Source organism: Microcoleus sp. LAD1_D5, assembly GCF_036702115.1.
GTDB lineage: Bacteria > Cyanobacteriota > Cyanobacteriia > Cyanobacteriales > Microcoleaceae > Microcoleus.
The window spans coordinates 1-3,407 of the sequence record NZ_JAUBSA010000161.1; the positions used below are offsets into that span (position 1 = coordinate 1).

A 3,407-nucleotide genomic window follows, 5' to 3' on the forward strand; every position below is an offset into this window, starting at 1 on the left:
TACTGGCAAGCGTCAGGGTTTAACTGCTTATCAATCTATTCAACAAGCTCTCTCTACTGATGGCTCCCTTTTTTCCCTAGTTGAGCAATTACGACGAACTTTATGCAATTTATAGTCCTTTCTAGTAAAATATAAACAAATATAATTTTTATAACTCCACAGGGATATCTAATTAATGGTAATGTCAATGGCTCAATGAATATCCGTCGAAAAGTAGCCGCCAAGGGGTTTCTCTCTCATTGGGGAGAGGCGCTTGTAATTGCGGCAGTAAGGGTTAAACGGCATAAACAGAAGAATATGGTTTAAGGTAATATTTGACTATATTTTTCTGAACTATGTCTGAATTTGAAACCGGATTGCCCAGCGTTCGCTTAATACAAAGCTACATCAAAGACAAACAACAGGTGCAGCTCAAACTCGTTACCGGCGACTTGCTAGAGGGCCGAATTTTTTGGCAGGATCATAGCTGCATTTGCCTCCTCGATCCCTCAGAAACACAAATTCTGATCTCGCGGCCAGCAATTGCTTATCTCAAACCCAACGGCTGAGGAGACGGGGAGAGTGGGAGAGGGGGACAGTGGGAGAATGGAGACGGAGAGATTGGGAGAGGGAGACAGTGGAACAAATCTTCCTTCTTCCCTCTTCCCTGTGCCCTCTTCCTTCTTCCTTCTTCCCTCTTCCTTCTTCCTTCTTCCTTCCCTAATCGCTAAACAACTTTTCGCTGACTTGGGCGGTGACAAAAGGCAGCTTTAAAGCAGGTTGCCGAACCGGCGGTGAGGCCGTCCGCTGCATCAAGCCGAGTTCGTAGAAGCCGCCGCACAGCAGTAAACGATCGCCTTCTTGCAAATTGGTAGTTCCGTCCGGCCAGCGAGTAAATTTCCCTTCCCGGCGGATCGCCCGCACCTGCACCCCGTACTGGCTAAGCAAATCTACCTCTGACAGTTTTTTGCCCGCCCAAGGGCTGTTTGCTGGCAGCCTTAGCCACTGGCAAGAACTGTCGCCCTGCGGCACTGCAACTTCCCCCTTCGCCAGCAACTCAAAACTGATGAGTTCTTCAGGTTCTCCCACTACAAAAAGTCGATCGCCCGACTGCAAAGCTGTCTTGCCGTTAGGATAATCAATTTCCTCGCCATTCTCGCGGACGATCGCCATCACACTCACCCCTGTCAACTGTCGCAAGTTAGTTTCTTCCAGAGTCATGCTGGCAATGGGAGAACCCGACGGCAAGTTGTACCACTCGCTGTTCATATCTCGAACCGCCACTTTCAAATCCCGCGAAACCGCCAAAGGTTCGCGCGGTGGCCGCAATTCCAGATAGCGGCTGCTGCGAATTTGCTGCACATCCCGCGCGATCGCCATTGCCGAGAGCCCCATGCCAGCCAGCAAGTGGGAAGACAGTTCTAAACTGGCTTCAAACTCCGGCTGCACGACTTCCCAGGCCCCCAGTTGGTAAAGCAGTTCGATGTCTTTATCTTGGTTCGCGCACACCACAATATCCAAATCCGGGACTAATTCTAAAGCCCGCTTCAGACACAAGCGAGTGCTCATGGGATCGGGAAGGGCGATCGCCATGGCTTTTGCCCGTTCCACCCGCGCGGCTTCCAATACGTGCAAGCTGGCAGCATTCCCGTAAATGTAAGGAATTCCTTGGACTCTGCACTCTTGAATTCTACTTTCTGACTCGTCGATCACCACAATTGAACAGTTGCGGCTTTGCAGCATTTTTACTAAAATTCTGCCGACTCGCCCGTAGCCGCAAACCACAACATGATTTTGTTCCGGCAAAGTTTCAGCTATTGCCACAGGTTGAGATGTTTCGTCAAAATAGCGCTGCAAAGGCCCAAAATTTTCCGCCCATTTCAATAACTGCGGCACGCTTCTCAATACAAACGGAGTCAGGACGAGGGTGACTGCCGTCGTGCCTAAAATTAACAGGTAAACGTCCCGCGAAACCAGCCCCATAACTTGGCCGGAACTAGCGAGTACAAAGGAGAATTCTCCTATTTGAGCTAAGCCCAAACCTGTGATTAATGCTGTTTTTAGCGGATAGCCAAATAGCCGGACGATCGGCGTTATAATCAAAAATTTGCCGACAAATACTAGAAATACCAGTCCCAGAATTAATTCTAGATGGTTCCAGAGAAACAGCGGGTCAATTAACATTCCGATGGTGACAAAAAATAAGGATGCAAAAATATCTCGCAAAGGCTCGACATAAGTGAGAGTTTGGTCGGCATATTCAACCTCTGAAATCATCAAACCCGCCACAAATGCGCCCATCTCGATCGAAAAACCCAAATATTCTGTCAGCAGCGCAATCCCTAAAGCCAAAACCACAACTCCCAGCAAAAACAGTTCCCGGCTTTCTGTTTGCGCGAGGTAGCGCAGCAACTGCGGTACGATCCAAATGCCCGCAACTACAGCACCGACAGCAAATAACCCGATCCGCAGCAGGGCCCACGCTACCGTCATGCCGATCGCTTCTGCTGGCTGGTTGAGTGCCGGCAAAACTGCTAGCATTAGCCCCAAAGCCAAATCTTGAACTACTAATATTCCCAGCATGACTTGACCGTGGGAAGTACCGGCTTCATTGCGCTCCATTAAGCATTTCAGTACGACTGCTGTCGAGGAAAGCGACAGAATCGCTCCTAAAAACACGCCTTGAGCGGGCGATTCTACCCAGCCTACAGCCAAGGAAATTGCAGTAGTAAAGGCGATCGTCAGCACAATTTGCAAGCCCCCTCCGCCCAAACTAATGGCTTTAACTTTCTGGAGTTCAGCGAAGGAAAATTCCACTCCCAAGGCAAACAACAGAAAGGCAACCCCGAATTCAGCCAGGGTGTCTACCTGAATTAATTCTTTAATCAGCCCCAAACCGGCCGGCCCAACTACGATCCCTCCCAGGAGATAGCCGAGAATTACCGGCTGTCGCAAAAGCGATGCAAAGAGTCCTCCTGCTGCGGCAGCAGCGAGAACTAGAACTAAGTCAACGATCAGTCGGAAGTCTTCTTGCACAACTTTATGAAAAAAGTATAAAGTTATATTATAGTCTCTAATGTGTTGACTAGGTTTAGTGGGTTGACTGTAGTTGAGGAACAAGCACAACGGCCACCCTCGACTAAGGTATTTTTTCATTGCACAGAGTTCAAATCCTCACAAAAAGCTTAACCTCTGGCAAGTTGATCGAGGGATTGCGGCGGTATTAGTGGTAATGTTTCACCTCAACGAGATGAGCGCCGAGAGATTAAATCAAGTTACTTTTTTTAAATTTATTTCAGGCTGGGTGGAGCGGTGTTGATTACTTTTTTGTATTGAGCGGTTTTATCATGGTAAGCTGTTGTACCTTTAAATAGGGTATAATAAAAATTAAGTTTAGTCAATTTTTACAAAAATGCCAGCCAAAAACC

General features: G+C 48.1%; 2 protein-coding genes. One reads left to right on the forward strand and one right to left on the reverse strand.

Annotated features, from left to right (window positions below):
* The first annotated feature begins 335 nt into the window (after positions 1 to 335).
* Positions 336 to 548: an Hfq-related RNA-binding protein gene (locus QUA70_RS28240; RefSeq protein WP_333336245.1), complete on the forward strand. Its 213-nt coding sequence runs from the start codon at positions 336 to 338 to the stop codon at positions 546 to 548.
* 151 nt (positions 549 to 699) lie between these two features.
* Here QUA70_RS28240 and QUA70_RS28245 read toward each other — a convergent pair whose 3' ends face one another.
* Positions 700 to 3,015 (reverse strand): cation:proton antiporter, encoded by a 2,316-nt coding sequence (locus QUA70_RS28245; RefSeq protein ID WP_333336246.1) that lies wholly within the window; start codon positions 3,013 to 3,015, stop codon positions 700 to 702.
* Between the last annotated feature and the right edge of the window lie 392 nt (positions 3,016 to 3,407).